Source organism: Caballeronia sp. ATUFL_F2_KS9A, from assembly GCF_023630765.1.
In the GTDB taxonomy this organism is placed as follows: domain Bacteria; phylum Pseudomonadota; class Gammaproteobacteria; order Burkholderiales; family Burkholderiaceae; genus Caballeronia; species Caballeronia zhejiangensis.
Genome location: NZ_JALQEK010000012.1, coordinates 25,502 through 42,283, shown reverse-complemented (window position 1 = coordinate 42,283; position 16,782 = coordinate 25,502). Strand labels below are relative to the sequence as shown.

The window sequence follows — 16,782 nt, the reverse complement described above, 5'->3', positions numbered from 1 at the left end:
GCTTCAAGCGATGCCGTTGGTCTGTCTGAAGCGTCCCGGCGCGACGCCATAAAGCTCCTTGAACCGCTTCGAAAACGCCGCTTCGGACTGATACCCCACATCGGCCGCGACATCCGCGATGCTCTTTTTCGTATGCGTGAGCATCGTGCTGGCGAGCTGCATCCGCACGTGACTCAGCAACGCGAGCGGCGAGTTGTCCGAATGCGCCGAGAACGCGCGCATGAACGTGGCGCGCGACATCGCCGCTTCCTTGGCGAGCATCTCCAGCGTCCACGGTTCGGCAGGGCGCTCGAGCATCGCGATGATCGATGCGCCCAGCCGCCGGTTCGCCAGCAAGCCGAGCACGCCCGCCAATGACGGCTGTCCGTCGAGCCACGCGCGCAGCACCATCGTGAAGAGCGCGGTCGATAGCGCCGTGACGATCGACGGCGCGCCCAGTTGCGCATCTTCCGCTTCGCGGCGCATCGTCTGGACGAGCGGCGCGAGATAGGAAGCCGACGCGTTCGAGAACGATACGTGCACGACATCTGGCAGGACGTCGATCAGAAGCGCGCGCGGCGCGTAGAGAAAGCGCCCGCACAGCAAGTCCACGCCCGGCGGCTGCCCGCCGCAATTGCTTCTTACCGTGACCGCGCCGTTGTCGCGCGCTTCCATCTCGACTTTGGACGAGCCGCCTTCGCGCGCCTTGATGCTCAGCACATGCGCGTCTCCGCGCGGCAGAAAGAAGATGTCGCCCGCCGTCAGTTCGAGCGGCGCGTGACCTTTGCGCACGACGGTGCACGCGCCGTCGAGCACGACGTGATACACCGCTTCGCCGGCGGGCGCGGGCGCGTGATCCAGTTCCAGCGGGCCGCGCAGCAGGCAGCGCAGATCGAGCGCGCCGGCAAGGCTCGCAAGCTGAATCAGTTTGTCGAGAGCATCCATGTGAGCGGGCGGGCAGAAGGTGTCGTTCGGATAGTACCGAAGTCCCGCCGCGCGTGCGTTACTTCGCCGCTTCGCCCAGTTCGGCGGTTTCATCGCCCGATGCCGCCGCCGCAACTTGCTTCCGGCCCGTGAGCGAGTCGGAAACGGTCGACATCAGCGTGCGCAGCCAGGCGATGTCCGTCGGCTGATCGGGCTGCGGCACCGAAAGCTGATAGCACTTGATGCGCGGAAACGGCACTGGCGAATCGAGCACGGCGAGCGGCAGCATCGCCGCATAGTGCTGCGCGAAGCGGCGCGGCGCGGTGAAGATGAGGTCCGACTGCAACAGCACCTGCGGCACGAGGCCGAAGTACGGAATCGTCGTGACGATGCGCCTTTCGATGCCCGCGCGCGCGAGCCCGATGTCGATCGGATGACGCCGGCCGCCGCTATACGGCGTCGGCGCGAGGTGCGCGGCGAGCGCGTAGCGTTCCGCCGTCAGCGGTTCGCGCGCGAGCGGATGATTCGCACGCATCAGGCAGACGAATACGTCGCTGAAAAGATCCTGGCGTTCGAAGCGCGGCTCGGGCTTCGTCCAGTTCGCGACCATCAGATCGATTTCGCCTTCGTCGAGCATGCGCTCGTGATCGCGCATCGGATTCAGCGACTCGATCTCCAAACGCGCATTGGGCGCGGCGTCGCGAAAAGCGGCGACGAGCGTCGGCATGAAGAAATCGTTCAGATAATCAGGCGCGGCCACGCGGAACGTGCGGCGCGAGCTTCGCGGGTCGAAATCCCCGTGCGGCGTCGCGACGAATTCCACTTCGCGCAATGCGCGTTGCGCGGGCGCGAGCAGCGATTCGCCGTATTCGGTCGGCACCATGCCCTGTTTGCCGCGCACGAGAATCGGGTCGTTCAGGATCTCGCGCAGACGGCGCAGCGCGGTGCTGATCGCCGGTTGCGTCTGGTTCAGCCGCTGCGCGGTCTGCGTCACGCTGCGCTCCAGCAGCAAGGTGCGCAGCACGCGGATGAGCCAGATGTCGAGTGAGTCGGCGGGATCGTTCATGGCAAGCAAGTGAATTCAGGACGCGCGGGCGCGAACTCGCGAGCCCTAAAGCCGAAGTAAACCGCTTATCCAATTTTGACGCCATAGCAGGCGCGCTATGCACGGCATAGGCGCGTCCGCCATCCGGCCGCCGTCAGCTGAAATCGGCGTCTTTCGGCGCGATCGGCAGCGCGCTGATGCGCTTCACTTCCGCGCCGTCGAGCCAGTTCGGCGAGCGCGCGACGTAGAGCACCATCGGCAGCGTGTCTTCGCCCCAGAAGATCTGATCGTTGACGAGGAAAGTCGGCACGCCGAACACGCCCATCGCTACGGCGCGGTCGTTGTTGTCGCGCAGCTTCGCCTTGACGTCCTCATCCTCGATGCGCGTCACGGCCTCCGGCATGCCGACGTGCTCGCACAACGCCTTGAAGCCTTCCGAAGTCGCGGGATCGCGCCCTTCGCGCCAGATGTAGCGGAAGATTTCGCGCACGCGGGCGATGTCGCCGTCGGCGAGCACGGCAAGACGCAGCGCCTTGCTCGTATCGAACGGATGGGCGGGCGGCATCTTGAACGGAATGCCGAGCTGCTCCGCGCGAAACAGCGCGTGCCGGTAGGTGAAGACGCGCTTGGACGGAATCGTCGCGGCGTGCGGCTGGCCCCAGCGGTCGAGCAGTTTCATCAACTGGACGGGCACGAGCTCGAACGGCATGTCGGGCCACTTCTCATGCTGCTCCAGCAGCAAGTACGAAAACGGCGATATGAAGTCGAAGAAAAAGTACGGATGACCGGTGCTGGTCGAATGCGGGGCACTCATGTTCCCTTCTCCCTGAGATTCCGTGGCTTTGCTCGCGCGGCGGCGCGCTCTGAGCCGCATCTGTTCGTTTTTTGTCGTGTCCTGCATGACGGATGCAGCGCGCGGCGTCGCATCCTTTTTTAACGTTTCTCCAACAGATATTACGTGCTGCCTTGCTCCGTGTCTGCTTGGCGAACGACACCGGCCGCATGCTGTTGCGCCATGTCGCGCGCGCGGGTTTGGTCGGCCGGGGCGACCGGCGCGTGCGCGAGACGCTCCCGCACGAAACCGATGTGCTCGCGCAGCACGTAGAACTGATCGGCGAACGCGAGCGGCATCTTCATGCGATTGACGGCCGTTTCGATCGCGTCGATGCGGTCGAGCAGGGCGTCGCGCTGCGCGGTGTCGGGGCCGCTGATCGCTTCCCGCTCTATCGCAATCAGCGCGCCATACCAGCGGTAGATGCGCGATTTCACGCGCCATCGATACAGCCCCGGCACGAGCCGCAAGCCCGGAATCAGCACGACGATCAGCGGCACCAGCACGACCAGCACGCGATCCGCGAGACTCGCGACCCAGAACGGCAGCGAACGGTACAGAAAGCTCTTGCCGGATTTGTAATAGCGCTCGGCGTTGTCGCTGATGCGGAATTCGTGCACGAGCGGCGCGGGGAATTCGTTCGCCCGCTGCAGCAGATTCGCGCGCCCGTGCACCTCGCGCGCGGCTTCGATCAGCAGATCGGAGAGCGCCGGATGCAGGCTGTCGCGCGCGACCAGTTCGGCGGTCGGCGCGATCATGTGGACCGCGCGCGGCGGCAGGTTGCGGGCGAAATCGAAGGCGCCCATCGGCAAGTCGATTTCCGTCAGATACGGAAAGCGGCGCGCGTAGGCGTCGGCCTGGGCGAAATCCATGAAGCGGATGCCGGACGTGCGCAGGAGCTTCGCCATCGTCGGCGGCTGCGCGGAGTCGCCGGTCAGAAAGGCTGCGTCGATCTGGCCGTCTTCGAGCGCTTTCGCGGCTTCGTCGCCGGCGAGCGGCAGCAGTTCCGTGTCGCCGCCCGGCTCGATGCCGTTCGCCTTCAGCAGATTCAGCGCGAGCACGCGCGTGCCGCTGCCTTCCGCGCCGATCGCGAGCCGCTTGCCCTTCAGCTCCGACAATCGGCTGACGACCGTCGCGCCGCGATAGAACACCGCGAGCGGCACGTAGGACACGCTGCCGAGCGATTCCAGATTGTCGTGCGTCGCGCCCGGCTTGGTCAGGCCGCCCTGCACGAAGCCGACGTCGACGTTCGATTTCGGGTCTTCGAGACGCGTCAGGTTATCGAGCGAGCCTTGCGTCTCGAGGATGTTCAGCGTCACGCGGTTGCGCGCGAGGATCGTCTTGTATTTCTGCGCGCTCGTCCAGAACGAGCTGCCTTTCGGGCCGGCGGCGATGGTCAGCGTGCTCGGCGGCGCGGGCTGGATCAGCCGCACGGCGGCATAGAGCGCGGCCGCGCACACGAGCAGGATCGGGCCGAAGGTGAGCGCGAGATCGCGCCATGAGATCGCGACGAAGCGCGCGCCGATTCTCGGCAAGGGCTTGCGTTTGGGCGGGACGTCCGGATCGTGGCCCGGATTGTTTCCTGAAGGGTGGGTCATCTCGTCGGTAATCTTGAAACTTCGTGCCTGCGAGCTTACCCGATCGCGATGCGCCCACGTCTGCCCGAACGTGTTCGGCGAGGCGCGCGAGCGGCGCGTCCGGACGGCCGGCATGGCGTCGATGGTACATGAGATCGCGCGTCGCCCGGATGACCGCGGGCCCGGCGCGCCGTGTGACAGGCGTGTGTAGAAAGCGCGCGCGCTGTTGCTTGCGAACGGCGTCGCATATGGCCGCATTGTTAAATGCTTTGCGCTAATGGCCGCGCTGGGCTAAATTGACGTTCGCCGCCGCACGACAAGGCTCCTCGCGCGCCGCAGCCCGGAATGTGGGTTCGCGGACCGCCAAGCAGGCGCCATGCGGCAGGTCATATTCGAGCCGGCGGGCGTCATCGCCCGAAAAAACCGGCCGTGATTTGTTTCGATCGCCAGTCTCTCGCAGCACCGTGAGCCGCATCCGCCGGCTTGCCGCCGCTATTCCCGCGTCAGTTTCAGGCGCCGGGCGCGCGCGGTCACGGTCAGCCGCTCGATGTCGTTGCCCAGCCGCTGGGAATGCGGCCCGCTTTTGAAGTGCAAAACGAGCGAAGTAGCAACTGTGCGAAGTCAACAAGCGAAACAAAAGGAGAAATCATGAAAGCAGTCGATCTGTTGAAGGCGCTGGGCGTGGTGGTGTGCGTGGCCGTGGCATCGAGCGCCTATGCGCAATCGAGCGACGCGGCGGCCACGAGCACCGACTCGGCAGCGGCGGCCAAGGCTCAGAAATCCGCGACCAAGAAAACCGACCGCAAGCTCGGCTACGACGTGCGCCGCGCGCTGTCGAAGGCACAGGGCTTCGACGTGTCGAACGTGTTCGTGCGCGCGCGCAGCGGCGCGGTCACGCTGACCGGCACGGTGCCGGAAGGCGGCCAGATCGCTCAGGCCGAAGAAGTCGCGAAGGGCGTGCCGGGCGTGAAGTCGGTCTCCAACAAGATTACGCTCGGCGTTCAAGGCGGCGGGCAATAACACGCATCACAGGCAGTGGGCGGCATCTCGCGATGCCGCAAGCTTCGCTCGTCTGGCGGGCGTTTGAACGGGCTCCGGCGTCGCCGCCGGGGCCCGTTGTCGTTTGGAGCTTTTGCAGCCGGCGCGCGTGAAATCGGCTGTGACTGGCGTTCGATCGGCGCGATACTCGCATTGTCGATCGCTTGAAAATCGCATCACTCAATCGGAACCGATGGCGGAGATTCAAATGAAAAGACTCGCGCGTTTCCCGAGGTTGCAGGCTTTGCAGGACGTGCCGCGAACGGCCGCGCTCGGCGCGCTGGCGTTACTGGCGGCGGCGACACTAGCCGCATGCCACGGCGGCGATGACGACAACGGCGGCGGCGGCCAGCCGGCCAACAGCTTGCCGAGCTTCATCTCGGGCTCGGTGAACACCCAGACTTACGACGGCGTCTCCGACGATTTGCTCACGGCCGGCCTCGGCAAGACGGGCCTCGCGTCGGCGACCGCGCCGACGTTCGCGAAGCCCGCCGCGCCGACGGCAGCCGAATTACGCCGTCTCGCGATCTATTCGAACTACCGCGCGCTCGTCGACATGTCGGCGAACGGCGGCTACGGCCGCTTCTGGGGGCCGAATGTCGATCTGAACGGCAACGACTCGCTCGGCGAAGGCAAGATCGCGGGCAAGGAGTACATCGCCTACGCGGACGATGGCAGCGGCAGGCAGAACGTGAGCCTGCTCGTGCAGATCCCGACGAGCTTCAATCCGGACCAGCCGTGCATCGTCACGGCGACGTCATCGGGATCGCGCGGCGTCTACGGTGCGATTTCGGCGGCGGGCGAGTGGGGCCTCAAGCGCGGCTGCGCGGTCGCCTACACGGACAAGGGCAGCGGCAACGGCGCGCAGGAAATTTCGACGACGCTCGTGACGCTCATCGACGGCACGCTCGCCAGTGCGGACATCGCCGGAACCAAGGCGATTTTTAAGGCGAACGTGAGCGCGTCGGCGCTGTCGTCGTTCAATTCGGCGTTCCCGAATCGCTACGCGTACAAGCACGCGCATTCGCAGCAAAACCCGGAGCAGGACTGGGGCAAGAACACGCTGCAGGCGATCCAGTTCGCGTACTGGGCGCTCAACGACATGTTCGGGCCGGTCAGCGGATCGACGCATCAGGTGCGCTACAGCAAGGGCAGCATCACGACGATCGCGGCATCGGTGAGCAACGGCGGCGGCGCATCGCTGGCGGCGGCGGAACAGGACACCGACGGCTGGATCACGGCGGTCGTCGTCGGCGAGCCGCAGATCAATCTGAATTTGCCGTCGCAGGTTTCGGTGCGGCAGGGCGGCGTGCCGGTCGGCTCGTTCGGCAGGCCGCTCGCGGATTACATGACGCTCGCGAACCTGCTGCAGCCGTGCGCGGCGCTCGCGCCCGCTGCGGCAGGCGCGCCGTATCTGACGACGCTTCTGCCCGCCACGACCAACGCGATCCGCACGGCGCGCTGTGCGACGCTTGCCGCCAACGGCTTCGTCTCGGGCGGCACGACGACGGAGCAGGCGACCGATGCGCTGAACCGTCTGCATCAGGCAGGCTACGAGAGCGATTCCGACACGCTGCACGCGCCGATGTGGGATTCGCAGGCGGTCCCGGCCGTCGCCGTCACTTACGCCGATGCGTACATGAAAGCGAGCGTCCTCGACAATCTCTGCGAGTTCAGCTTCGGCACGACCAGCGCGGCGACGGGCGCGGCCGGCGTCACGCCGCTCGTCTCGCCGATGCCGACGATCTTCGGCAACGGCAACGGCGTGCCGCCGACCAACGGCATCAACCTGGTCTACAACGCGGGAACGACGGGCGCGGCGGATCATCGGCTGGCGACGCCCGATGCCAGCTACGCGGGCGCCGCCTGCCTGCGCGCGTTATGGACGAACGGCAACGCGACGATGGCGGGCAGCGTCAATGCGATCCGCGTGAACGCGAATCTGCGCGGCAAGCCCGCGATCATCGTGCAGGGCCGGGCGGATGCGCTCGTGCCGATCAATCATGCGTCGCGGCCGTATCTGGGTGCGAATCGCGTGGCGGAGGGAAGCAAGAGCCAGCTTTCGCTGTATGAGATCACGAACGGTCAGCACTTCGACGCGTTCCTGAGCGTGGCAGGCTTCGACACGCGCTTCATTCCGGTCCACTACTACGACATTCAAGCGCTCAACCTGATGTGGAACCACCTGAAGAACAACGCGCCGCTGCCGCCGTCGCAGGTGGTGCGGACGGTCGCGCGCGGCGGCAAGGCGGGTTCGGCGCCCGCCCTCACGACGTCGAATCTGCCGCCCATCGCGACCGATCCCGGCGCGAACGCGATCTCGGTGGCGGGCGGCATCGTCAACGTGCCGAACTGACGGTTCAGTGCGTCACGGTGGCCGCGGGCACTGCGGCCGCCGACGCCGCCGGGACGTCCGATGCGCCAGCCGCAGCCGCAGCCGCATCGGCATTCGGCCTCTGGATCGCGGTCGCGGCGGCGGGCGCCTGCACGACGATCGGTGTCGGCGTCAGCTCGGGCGAGCTCACGATGATCGACGGCGCGAGCGGCTTGCTTTTCACTTCGTCGCCGGCGACGGGCGCGCTGCGCGGCACCGTGTTCAGATAGTGGCCCATCAGACCGAAGAAGCGGTCATAGAACTTGCCGGCGGGCACGGTCTCGCTGGAAATCTTGACCATCGCGTCGCTGTTCGAGCGGATCGGCAGCGACAGCGAGCCGAGCACGCTCAAGCCCACGCTCGCGGACGTGTCGCTCTTCTTGAGCGCATAGCCGTCCTGCACGGCGTTCACGTACGCGATGCTTTGGTTCGTCGCGTTTTCGCCGGGCGTGCAAACGACGTGGAACGAGACGACGACGTGCGTTTCGGCGCTCGGCTGGAAATTCTTGGTCGCGTCGACGGTGTCGGGCTGGCCCATCGTCGTGAGAAACCCTTGCGACAGCAGCGCGCGGCGCGCGGCCTCGCAGGTTTCGTTGACGGTGGCGTCGAAATTGTGCGCGAACGGGCTCACGCCGGTGCTGAACAGCTCCTGCTGATAGCTCGGCGTGGTGGCGGCGCGGCCGCCGCACCCGACAAGGGCGATCAGCGCGAGCGACACGAACACGAGACGCGACGATGCGAGAGATGACATGAGCGGCTTAAGACGGAGAGCGAGAGGAACGAAGGGAGGCAGGTGAAGATTGTAGTGCCAGCGGTATCACCGACGAAAAAGCATAGGTCTTAGTTCCTTCAGCAAGCGAAAAGCCCGGCATGCGAGGCCGGGCTTCGTCGGATGCGGCGTCGCGCGCCGCTTTGCGTTTCGCTTACGGGCGATTGAAGTCGACCGGATTGGCATCGGCGGCGGGACGGACGATACGGCTCAAAAAGCCGACGCGCGCCGGTTTCCCCGATGCCGACGCGCCATCGCTCACGCCGCCAAACGACGCGTTCGATGCGCTTTGTTGCGCGGCCACGCGCGCTTCGGCAGCCTGAATCTCGGCGGGATACGTGGCTTGATCGGCCATCGGCTTGTAGCCGGCGCGTTCGAGTTGAACGAGTTCGGCGCGCACTTGCGCACGGGTGGCAGGGCCGTCTTCGCGCGCTTGCGCGAAAGCCGGCGCGGCGAGTACGGCTGCAATGGCGATGGCGGGAACGATTGATTTGAACTTGAACATGATGACCTCCGGATGCTGTTTTAAGGAACGTCGCGGCGGAGTGTGTGTCTTTCCGTTGCTTCGTCGTTGAGATGCAGTCTAGGCTCCGGACGACCTAGGAAAAACCCTAATCCGACGAAATCACTTTTGTCGAATCGGCATTAATTCTGTCAATCGGTTTTTGGTTTCCATTGATCCGATTTTCCGCTTATGGACGCAGTGCCGTTTTTCAAGAGTCAAGTGTCGAAATTCGCCGAACCTTGAACAGGGTACGGCCAACCAGCACGGTTTTCCGCCCGACTCGCTCATCCAGCGTTGAACCCCAAATTCGCGTGGATTTGAACTTCTTACGGACGGGTTCGCCTAGCGTTGAACTCCTGTGTCGGATAAGCAAAACTCCCTGTGCGCTGTCAGCACGCGCACGTCATGATGTAGGAGCGCTGCCGCTGAGGAGGGCGGGTCCGCAGTTCGGCCTTTGCCGACGTTCACCGATCCACTCTGGGACGGCTGTTGAACGAAAGAGACCGGCCATTCATATCGCCGCCGCATTGAACCCCCGCCACACTTCATGTGAACGGGAGAAGTCGTTTAGGTTTATTCGATGCCTGCCATCGGCCGCAGGCATGTGAATGCTTCCGCGCGTGCCGGCAGGCGTCGAATAAACCCGACGGAGGAAACCGCGGAGTGCTCCGGTGTGATCGGAACTCACCGCTATGGCGATTGATAGGTCAAGATGCTCAGCGATGTCGGATGCGCTGCGGACAGGCGGGATATTGGACGGGCGCTGATGCCATAGCAAGGCGGTGCTGTCGTGCAATCACGATGGTGAAGCAGACGCGGGAGGCGCTTTGCGAAGCGCCAGGCGCAACCGTCCGCTCGTAAGCCGCGTTGCCGCAAAGCCGACGGTCGGTTCAGGTATCGGGGAACCGTTGTGCTCATGTTTGCCCCCGGCACATCGGCGGTGCGCGGATCGGGGCGCTGCGCGCGAGGATGTACGCCCAGTGCCGCTGTGCGGCGCCGTTCGATGGCCGACATGACCTTCAGCTGCCCGAGGCTCAGGCGTGTCTTGGCTCGCCACGCTGGCCCGTGGCTGCGGAAGATGTCCGCAACCTCCAGCATGAGGTGTTACAGCGCTCGGGCCTACTCGGAGGGCAGACGGTCCAGCGGACTGGTGACCTCGTGTAGCAGATCGGTGGCTACCTGGACGTAGAGCGCGGTGTTCTCGAGCTTCGCATGGCCGAGCAGCACCTGGATCACACGAATATCGACCTTCTGTTCGAGCAGGTGGGTGTCCACCTTGTACAATCATTGCGACCACAACCCGAAGTCAACTTAATCGAGTCAACTTGGCAACCTCACAGCATCCGACGAGTTCTCGAGGCATCTCCAGTGGTGGCGCCGCAGCAGCAGGGGGTATTGGGTTTCAGGCCCAGCTTGGGGCGCTTTTCGGTCTGCAGTTGCTTGCCCAAGTTCCAGTCGACCACGTACTGGAACTGGGGGCAGCCGTTCCTGTCTGGATTCGCTTCGAGACCGAGGCACCTGTGGACGACATCCTGGTGGCAACCTCGAAAGGCGGGTTCATCGCGGTGCAGGCCAAGACGACTGTGAACCTCTCGTCCGCGGCTGACGGCGGCTTGGCCAAGACCGTCCAACAGTTCATTCGACACTGGCTTGTCTGCCGCGAAGGTCAGGGCGAACAACTTTGGGATCGCTGCCTCGATCCAAATAAGGATCGACTCGTGCTGGCAGTAGGCCCCACGGCACCCGCTTCGATTCGTGTGGATCTCCCGGCTGCGCTTAGGTCTCACTCGCAGCCATCGCCAAGTGCGCTGACGCAGGGCCAGCAAAGGGCACTGGAGGTGTTCGAGACATGCATGCGGGAGGCGTGGGGCAAGACCACGGCCGAACCATGGAATCCGACCGTGCTTCGAAGCGTTGGGCAGCTTGTGAGGGTGATGACGTTTGACCCGGCTGGCGCGTACGCCAACGTCATGGAGGGGCTAGCGGCAAGGGCGACGACAACGGATCAAGCTCGACCTTTGATCACCGCGCTGGCACAGATCAGCCAGCGATGGATGACCGAGCGGAGCGGTGGCGACCTACCCCAACTGCGGCAAGCCGTCATGCATGCACGAGTGCCGTTGTCTGCGCCACCACGCTTTGAAGACGATATCCGCAAGCTTAGGGAACATTCGGCGCAAATTGCCGTCGACTTGCAGCCCTACGAACAGATCGAGAGAGCCGATGGCGTCATCCGAATCCCCCGGGAATGCCTGGCGGCCGCATTAGCCGCGGCTCAAGAAGGATCGCTCCTCTTGATTGGCGAGCCGGGTGCGGGCAAGAGCGCTGTCATCAACGCGCTGGCTCGTGAGTTGAGGGGCCATGGCGACGTCGTCGAGCTCGCCGTCGACCGCTATAGTGTTCAAGACCTCGTTGGACTGAAGAACGAACTGGATCTCGAACACGACCTCGTCAAAGTGCTCGAGGCCTGGGACGGCCCATCGGGCGGATGGCTAGTCGTCGACGCCCTTGACGCTACTCGTGGTGGACAGGGAGAGGGCGCATTCCGAACACTTATCGAGCGCGTTCTCGCTTTGAAGGGACGCTGGAAAGTCGTGGCCTCGATACGGACGTTCGACCTGCGCATGGGCGTCAGATTCCGTCAGCTGTTCGCAGGTAGTCCGGCCGACCCGGACTACAGAGATGCCGCGTTCCCAACGGTGAGGCATCTGCTTGTGCCTCCTTGGTCGGAGGGAGAATTCGACCAGGTACTGAACCAAGCGCCAGAACTCCGTACCGCCCTCGATGGCGCGCCGACGAAGCTTCGGCAACTTGCGCTTGTGCCTTTCAATACGCGTCTCATCGGCGAGTTGCTCCGTACAGGAATGGGGGCTGAAGCACTTCGCGAGCTCGCTCACCAAGCGGGCCTGCTTAGGCTGTATTGGGAGCACCGGGTGACGCCGTTGGGGTCGCGCGCCGATGCCTGCATGCGCCTCGTTGTTCAGGCGATGGTCGATAGCCGGGCGCTGCGGGCCCAGGCGCTTGTCATCGCTGCCACGGCACCCGATGCCTTGGATGCACTTCTTCTCCAGGGTGTGTTAGCCAAGGTCGAGAACGAGCGCTTTATCCAGTTCCGTCACCACCTTCTGTTCGACTATGCCGCCTCGCGACTTCTTATGGACGTCGACGGGCTCGTCTCAGGCGAGGTACAGTACCTGAAAGTTCAGACAATTGGTCTGATGCTTGCGCCGGCGATGGGCTTCTTGCTGCAGGAGCTCTGGGGGTCACAGCCGGATCACGAACGCTATTGGACCGCCGTCGAAAGAATGGTAGCCAATCCAGAGGGAGACCCAATCCTGCGCAGCGTGGCCGGAAGGCTCAGCGCCGAGCTGCCGGAGAATGCTGCAGACACTCATGCCGTCGCAAAGCATGTCGCCGACGGTCGAGAGATAGCGCCTACGGCACTTTGGCACGTGGTATCTGCGTTGGCGGTGCGCCTCGAAGACCATCCGGATGTGAGTCTCGCGCCATGGGTCTCGCTTGCCGGTAAGCTCGCTGCCAGCGTAGAGCGAGTCCCTTTCCCATTGAGGACGCTGCTTCACCTCTTGATCAACATGGCGCGCCCGTCTCAGACCGGTGTTGCCGTCGGTCTTGCCGCAAGGGCACTGTTGGGATTCGTTTTCGATCATCCTGACTCGAGGATCGATGCTGCGCTAGTCATCCCCCATGTCGTCGCCACTTACACGACTGCGCCTTCCGAGTCTCGAGCGCTCTTAGAACGAATTTTCGAACCTGTGCGCGCCGATGCACACAACTGGGAGGACGTCCCGGCGCTGTGCCGTGATATTTCCAAACTGACCGACGCCGATCCGGATTTCGCTGCGACCGTGTATTCGAAGACGTACGCAGGCACCGTCAAAGACGATGTCACTACCAGCATGGGCGGTCGAAGTCAGATCCTATCTCTGACGTCGAATTCCGGGCAGGACTACAGCATGGCGCTGTTCTCGCTGTGCGAGTTCTTCCCGACGTTTCTGCAGAATCACCCTCAAGCGGCCGCTCGAGCGTTTGTGGAATCGGTAGACCGCTACATTCGGCGGGAACACGACCCGACAGAGCGCGAGATTGTCACCCGAACGATTAATGGCCGGACTTTTCGACTTGAAACGGACCTGAGTCACATTTGGGGCCACGACCCTGATCAAAATTATGGCCGGGATGGCGAAGCGTTGATTGCTAAGTTCCTGCCCGCGTTTGTTGCATTGCCTGAGTCCGATGCTTGCTTGGTTGCGGACCAGATTTCGACTTCGTCGGCATGGGCATTGACATGGGCAAGGCTCTTTCTTGCGGCAGTGCGACGCAACGATAGCTTGATCGACCGGCTTTGGCCGATTGCGGCAGATGAAGCATGGCTCTCCAATATCGATACCCAGAAGGATGCCATCGACCTCGTGGCCCGCGGGTATGGGCGGCGCAGCATCGCTGAGCGGGAGGCGCTCGAAATTTCGGTAACGACCTTCTCAATGGAAGGGTACAAAACTCCGGAATCGGCCAGGGGCCATCTGATCCAGCGTCTGTTTAGCGTCATCGGGTCTGACCAACTCGTCACCGAGAGTGCACGTGCCGTTCTCGCGGCCACGCCAGCAGAATCAGCCGAGCGCAGCCTTCGAAATGAGCGACCATTTCGCATCACGAGTGGATTCGGTCAGCCTGAGCCCTTCTTCTGGATCGAAGGTCTGGACAGGGATAGACCTTCGAATATCGCCGTTATGCAGGCCATAGAGGCGGCCCGGGACTACATCGAGGCCAAGCCCGGTCGTCCGTCGACCGACGAAATCGACACGGCGCGCACGCTTGAGTTGCTCGAGGCAATCGTTCGTGGCCTAGACGCTCCGGACCTGGACGAAGCGCTGCGTAGCCACGGTGAAGGCGTCATCGGCCAGGGATGTGGGCGACTTGCGCAGGGGGAGCGCTTGGTTGTCAGGAAGGACTTCGATCCAACTGATCGTTATCTTGCGCTCTTTCGGATAGCGGCCATTTCTGGCAACCCGGAGGTCACCGGCGAGACGGAGTCTCAGTACGAACGGTCCCAGTCGTGGGGCGGGCCTGCCGCTCGCATCGAGGCCGCAACGGCGGTGCTGGACGTTTGCCTGCAGCGGACCGATCTGTACCCGCGGCTTGCGGAGGATATCGATCGTTTACTGGATGATCGCCATCCTGCGGCACGGTCTCAGTCGCTCGGGCATCTGGTTCGATTGTGGGATCTCGATCGCGCTGGTTTCTGGCGGCGCCTCGAACTCCGTCTTGAACGAGAGGCGAACTTTGCGGTCTTGGGCTCCGCCGTCAACGTGCTGCGGATGGTCATCCATGTCGAGCCCGACCGAAGCGAACGACTGATCCTCGCGCTCCTTGCGCGGTACAGCGGCACGGCGAAGCAGGCTGATCTTGAGAACTCTCTGGCTGACCTCGTCGCGATTCTTTCGGTGACCCATCAGAGAGCCTCAGCGGAGGCCGTTCTGTCGAGGTGGTTGGACGACCCGTCTGTGCACAGCGGACAGCTCGGAACGATTCTTTTCACGCTGCGCGATGCAGTCGTGCTGGGCCTGCATCCTGGACAATCAGAGGAAGGTGCGCTTCGGCATCGTGCTCAGGCCGTCCTTCATCGAATCGTCGTTGCCGCGAGCAGACCACTTGCAACGTACGACCCGAGCGTCGCTGTTCCCGACGACCAGGTGCCGAGGTTGAAAGCGTGCGTCGGGCTCATCGACAAGGCAGCCATGCAGCTCTATTTCGCGACCGGTCGAGTCAACGGCGGAATGGGAATCGACGAGGCTGGGTGTGAGATTTACTTGCGCGAGGTAGCGTCAACGCTCGACCTTATCGCAGATCAAGCACAGCCGCACACCATTTATCAACTCCTGCAATTGGTGGAGATTCTCGCTCCGCAGAACCCGGAGCGTGCGTTCGATCTGACCGCGCGTGCGATTCGGGGGGGCGCGAAGGGGGGCTATCAATACGAACCGTTGGGCACCGAGCTGATGGTGCGACTGATAAGCAGCTTCCTGGCGGACAGCAAGGAGATCTTTGGGGCTGAAGAACGGCGGCAGGCGCTCGTAGACTGCCTCGAGATTTTCATGGAAGCAGGGTGGCCGTCGGCAAGAAAGCTGCTCTATCGTCTGCCGGAGCTGCTCCAGTGATTCGCGAAGTCACGGAGGCAGAGTTCATCGAACGATTTGCCAATCTGATCGATCGCTTCGATGCGTCGATCGCTGCAGGCGCGCGCCCGGAGTTCGCCGGCGCGGAGGCAGGCGATCCTCACGAACACACGACTCGCGTTCACTTTCTAGATGAGCTCGTGGAACTGCTTGGTTGGTCGCTGGGATTGGGTGGGGACATGGCGGAAGAGGCCCGTCTCAAGGGCGAGACGACCACGTTTATGGACTATCTTGGCGTCAGAGCAGACACCAATGCTCCGGCCCTACTCATTGAGGCCAAAGCTTGGGACAAGGCGTTTCTGCAGCCGCGAAAGAACGTTGCTTTTGAAGCCCCAACCCTGTTGGGTGAAGGAATCAATCACTGGAGAAGCGGTGGGGAGGCGAAAGACTCTCCGGTGGCGGGGCAATGGCATGCCTACATCGATCAGGTGGGCGGCTACGTTAAAGGTCTGAAGGACAGACACGGGCACACGCTGCCCAGAGCCGTAATCACAAGCGGGCAATGGATCGTCGTGTTCGTTGACCCAGTGCAGGCGTTCGTCGAGGGCACCGTCGAAGACGTCAAGATCAAGATCTTTCAAAAGCAGAATTTCAAGGTTCAGGCCAGCGAACTGTTTTCGCTGATATCCAAGAGGGCTCTCGCCGCCGAGACGCCCTTCAACGTTCGACCTACACAGGTCTTGAACTACCTCACAAAGGACTCGATCGTCGCATGTTTTCACGCGGTTCACGTGAGCTACGAAGCAAGCGGATCACCTGTCTTCGGGCGAAAGCCGCGTGTATTGGTCTATCCCGCGCTGGTGCTGCGTGGAGCGGACAACATGCTCCTGACGGTGCTGGAGGAATCTGAGGAGTCCTTGCTCGAGTACACGAAGGACGAGACAACTGACGAACTTTCTCTGGGTCCTCACGTCGACAAGCTCGCTGCCGGTGCCGCGGCGCTACTAGCGCGAACGGGAGAGCAGCTCGACCTTGAGCTTCGGCCCGCGCCGATTGTCGATTTTCCTGGGTTTCCGCGCGAGCCGATGCACAAACCGGCGGTCACACGGCCGCTGGCGCGTTCGAATCCCAGAGAGCGCGATAACTGGATCATCGTCACTGGCTATGCGCCCCACTTTGTCAAAACTGACCCGGACGTTGACTGCAGGTTCCATAGATGGAGCGTCTGCAATGTTGCTCGCATGGCGGCAGGACCATCTGCTATCTCTAGGCCGGTGTTGTCGATGCCGAGGGCCCTCTTCATCGACGAAACGCCTCACCACTGCGCCCACCGTGATGTCATGGACCGCAGAGAGCCCCGTTGTCAGATACACATGATCGATGCGAGCCTTTGTTGCCGCGGGTGCACCTTTGTCTCAGATTGTTGGCCCGGCAATACCCGCCCGCCGCTGCCGTGTGGTACCTAGCAGGCTGTTGCGATGGCAAGACTGGGACCGCTCGTGAAGCGAGCAGGATGTGCGAGAACGTCTAGCCTGAAAGTTCCGCGACATCCTTCGCACGTTCGACGTGTCTTTCGCAAATCTGCGAACCTCAATCCGCCCACGC

Annotated in this window: 10 protein-coding genes and 2 pseudogenes; 4 read left to right on the top strand and 8 right to left on the bottom strand. The window is 63.2% G+C overall.

What is annotated here, in order from left to right; genetic code table 11:
* Window positions 1-3: 3 nt before the first annotated feature.
* From NCS67_RS10200 to NCS67_RS10185, 4 genes are all read right to left on the bottom strand, one after another.
* Window positions 4-924 (bottom strand): AraC family transcriptional regulator, encoded by a 921-nt coding sequence (locus NCS67_RS10200; RefSeq protein ID WP_250435100.1) that lies wholly within the window; start codon window positions 922-924, stop codon window positions 4-6.
* A gap of 58 nt (window positions 925-982) precedes the next feature.
* Complete coding sequence (locus NCS67_RS10195; protein WP_250435098.1) at window positions 983-1,969, bottom strand: LysR family transcriptional regulator; 987 nt, start codon at window positions 1,967-1,969, stop codon at window positions 983-985.
* Window positions 1,970-2,102: 133 nt separating this feature from the next.
* Entirely contained in the window at window positions 2,103-2,762 is a 660-nt protein-coding gene (locus tag NCS67_RS10190) for a 2-hydroxychromene-2-carboxylate isomerase (RefSeq protein ID WP_250435096.1), read from the bottom strand.
* A gap of 140 nt (window positions 2,763-2,902) precedes the next feature.
* A complete protein-coding gene (locus NCS67_RS10185; protein ID WP_175980446.1) occupies window positions 2,903-4,378 on the bottom strand; it encodes a TAXI family TRAP transporter solute-binding subunit in 1,476 nt (491 codons plus the stop codon).
* A 627-nt stretch (window positions 4,379-5,005) separates the two neighbouring features.
* Here NCS67_RS10185 and NCS67_RS10180 point away from each other — a divergent pair.
* On the top strand, window positions 5,006-5,377 hold the full coding sequence (locus NCS67_RS10180; protein ID WP_061162774.1) for a BON domain-containing protein: 372 nt from the start codon (window positions 5,006-5,008) through the stop codon (window positions 5,375-5,377).
* Between the two features lie 226 nt (window positions 5,378-5,603).
* Entirely contained in the window at window positions 5,604-7,751 is a 2,148-nt protein-coding gene (locus tag NCS67_RS10175; protein WP_250435094.1) for a D-(-)-3-hydroxybutyrate oligomer hydrolase, read from the top strand.
* Window positions 7,752-7,755: 4 nt separating this feature from the next.
* Here the strand turns inward: NCS67_RS10175 and NCS67_RS10170 are convergent, their stop codons facing one another.
* The 4 genes and pseudogenes from NCS67_RS10170 to NCS67_RS10155 form a co-directional block, all read right to left on the bottom strand.
* Entirely contained in the window at window positions 7,756-8,520 is a 765-nt protein-coding gene (locus NCS67_RS10170) for a DUF2242 domain-containing protein (protein WP_250435092.1), read from the bottom strand.
* Window positions 8,521-8,692: 172 nt separating this feature from the next.
* Entirely contained in the window at window positions 8,693-9,043 is a 351-nt protein-coding gene (locus NCS67_RS10165) for a DUF4148 domain-containing protein (RefSeq protein ID WP_034471613.1), read from the bottom strand.
* Between the two features lie 969 nt (window positions 9,044-10,012).
* Window positions 10,013-10,141: pseudogene (locus NCS67_RS10160) on the bottom strand (IS91 family transposase); the annotation flags it as partial.
* Window positions 10,142-10,162: 21 nt separating this feature from the next.
* Window positions 10,163-10,312, bottom strand: a pseudogene (locus NCS67_RS10155) (tyrosine-type recombinase/integrase); the annotation flags it as partial.
* Between the two features lie 56 nt (window positions 10,313-10,368).
* On the opposite strand from NCS67_RS10155, the gene NCS67_RS10150 reads away from it, so the two are divergent.
* Together NCS67_RS10150 and NCS67_RS10145 are read left to right on the top strand one after the other, a co-directional pair.
* Complete coding sequence (locus NCS67_RS10150) at window positions 10,369-15,219, top strand: DEAD/DEAH box helicase family protein (RefSeq protein WP_250435090.1); 4,851 nt, start codon at window positions 10,369-10,371, stop codon at window positions 15,217-15,219.
* A complete protein-coding gene (locus NCS67_RS10145; protein WP_250435088.1) occupies window positions 15,216-16,643 on the top strand; it encodes a hypothetical protein in 1,428 nt (475 codons plus the stop codon). Before NCS67_RS10150 ends, NCS67_RS10145 begins: the two co-directional genes overlap by 4 nt.
* The last annotated feature ends 139 nt before the right edge of the window (window positions 16,644-16,782 follow it).

Bases quoted from the DNA above. Each gene is read 5' to 3' on its own strand.
- NCS67_RS10165 (WP_034471613.1), bottom strand. From the start codon at position 9,043: ATGTTCAAGTTCAAATCAATCGTTCCCGCCATCGCCATTGCAGCCGTA.
- NCS67_RS10190 (WP_250435096.1), bottom strand. From the start codon at position 2,762: ATGAGTGCCCCGCATTCGACCAGCACCGGTCATCCGTACTTTTTCTTC.
- NCS67_RS10180 (WP_061162774.1), top strand. From the start codon at position 5,006: ATGAAAGCAGTCGATCTGTTGAAGGCGCTGGGCGTGGTGGTGTGCGTG.
- NCS67_RS10170 (WP_250435092.1), bottom strand. From the start codon at position 8,520: ATGTCATCTCTCGCATCGTCGCGTCTCGTGTTCGTGTCGCTCGCGCTG.
- NCS67_RS10175 (WP_250435094.1), top strand. From the start codon at position 5,604: ATGAAAAGACTCGCGCGTTTCCCGAGGTTGCAGGCTTTGCAGGACGTG.
- NCS67_RS10200 (WP_250435100.1), bottom strand. From the start codon at position 924: ATGGATGCTCTCGACAAACTGATTCAGCTTGCGAGCCTTGCCGGCGCG.
- NCS67_RS10185 (WP_175980446.1), bottom strand. From the start codon at position 4,378: ATGACCCACCCTTCAGGAAACAATCCGGGCCACGATCCGGACGTCCCG.
- NCS67_RS10195 (WP_250435098.1), bottom strand. From the start codon at position 1,969: ATGAACGATCCCGCCGACTCACTCGACATCTGGCTCATCCGCGTGCTG.